This is a genomic window from bacterium (assembly GCA_024228115.1).
Lineage (GTDB): Bacteria > Myxococcota_A > UBA9160 > UBA9160 > UBA6930.
In genome coordinates this window covers 1-1,834 of sequence record JAAETT010000116.1, presented here as the reverse complement: position 1 = coordinate 1,834, position 1,834 = coordinate 1, and the positions used below count along the sequence as shown (strand labels likewise).

The following is a 1,834-nucleotide window of genomic DNA, read 5'->3' as shown; positions in this document are numbered from 1 at the left end:
GCCAGTGTGTGGAGGCAGAGCCATGAGTCGTTCGGCACGGCAGCCGTGGACCCCACGAGTACGGTGGCCCTCAACACCCGCTTCCCTGGCCAGTACGCCGATGGCGAGACAGGCCTCCACTACAACAGGTTCAGGTATTTCAGTCCTGCCACTGGACGCTACATCAACGCCGATCCTATCGGTCAACTGGGCGGGGCGAACACGTTTTCATACGCATGGTTAGGCCCGACTGTGGCCATCGACCCGGCTGGGCTTCAACCGGGGCCGTACGGCCTGGGTAACGGCCCATATGGTCAATCCAATATGGTGGCCCGAAACGCAGGCAACTTGAACGTTGGCCCTGCGCTTCGAAGCCTTGCAAAGCAGGGTGTGAGTCTCCGCGGAACTGTGAACACCTTTCCGTTCTTCCCCGGCCGGCCTGGATTCGGATTCACTGCTGGCGCTTCTGGCGCGCTCTGCTTCGACGATGACGATGAGATCTCGGGATTTCAGGTGTCTGTTCAAGGCGGATCGGGAGCAGTTGTTGGGCCGGCTTCGGGTTCGTTCCGTTTGCGCGCTCCGCTCGGGACTCTCGGCGGGTCGAGCAGGCAGAGTACAAGCCCCAGCTTTCCAGTCGCGAACGTCCCAGTAGGTCAGCTAACAGGATCATTTTCGCAAACGAACAGGGTAACGGCGGCGATTCCTCTCACTCCTGTAGGTGCCTCTGCGAGCCAGTCAGGTTCGGGTCCTGTGAAGTTCACGGGTGGGCTTGTCGCTGGTGCCACAGCGTTCGTGGGTCAGGAAGGCTCGATCACGTACAGCTACGGTTGCACTTGCGAGGAGAGTCCATGACGCGTCGACTCTATTCGACGCTTCACAAGAAACTGGCTGACACCAAGCGGCCAAAGATGGCTTTGGGATTGGTGGCTGTGGTCTGCCTCGCTCTTTTCGGTTTGCACGCCCATGGCCTAATTTTGCTCTGGCCCAAGGTCTTGGCCCTACTCGTACCATTGGCGTGCTTGTCGATCGTACCATTGATGGCAATCGGCTTCGGTTTCGGTACAGGTGATTCCGCGGGCAACGAAGGGCCCGCGGTTTCGCTCAATGGTTGGTTTGGGGCGGCAATCCTCGATGCGATTGGTGCTGCAGCACTCGGCTTCTTGCTGTTTGCACTGGTCGCGAAGTAGTTCATACGGCCCCCATCCCTACACTCGCTGGATTTCAATACAACAGGTTCAGGTATTTCGATCCCGGGGTTGGGAGGTACTTGAACGCTGACCCACTAGGCCAACCCGGGTCTCTTACGGTCCGCATCCGGCTTCCCGTACCGGCCGGTTTTCCGGCCTATTTGCCTGCGCCGGTTCCGGCCCGATATGCTCCCGGATCCGCAAACATATTTGTCTACTCCTTGTCGAATCCCCTGTCGTTTAGTGATCCATCTGGCCTACTCTGGGTCTATTCGCAGTCCAGCGGCAACTTGAGCCACATCAACACAAGCCCGGGACCCAATGCTGGAACTGTTACACACCACGGTAACGCTGCGAGCGGGAACTACTCGGGGTTCGGCACGGGTTTGAACAACCCAGCGCTGCAGGGCCTGCAAGGAGCCAATGCCGGTCAGCCGAAGCAGAACGCGGGGCCCATTCCTCAAGGCAACTACACGATTGGCCCCCAATTCCACCATCCCAACTTGGGCCCCGCGGCGATGAGGTTGACCCCTAGTCCCTTGTCACACCAAAAGCTGGGGGTAGAGTCGTCGCAGTTTCACGCGGGCTTGTTGGGTCGTGAATTGCCAGTCGACGCCCTTCGTCGTTCGGTTGCGATCGTCTTGCCAGGCTTGGACTTGGCGCGTGAG

2 protein-coding genes are annotated in these 1,834 nt (G+C 59.3%); both read left to right on the top strand.

All coding sequences use genetic code 11. The features are described 5' to 3' along the window. Positions 1–831 (top strand): RHS repeat-associated core domain-containing protein (locus GY937_05855; GenBank protein ID MCP5056237.1); only part of this gene is annotated, 831 nt, incomplete at its 5' end. Beyond that, the gene (locus tag GY937_05850; protein MCP5056236.1) at positions 828–1,166 is read left to right on the top strand and encodes a hypothetical protein; all 339 of its coding nucleotides are present in this window, start codon (positions 828–830) and stop codon (positions 1,164–1,166) included. The genes GY937_05855 and GY937_05850, both read left to right, overlap by 4 nt. Positions 1,167–1,834 lie beyond the last annotated feature (668 nt).

What these genes read in the sequence shown, in the direction of transcription:
- GY937_05850 (MCP5056236.1), top strand. Translation starts at nt 828, where the DNA reads ATGACGCGTCGACTCTATTCGACGCTTCACAAGAAACTGGCTGACACC.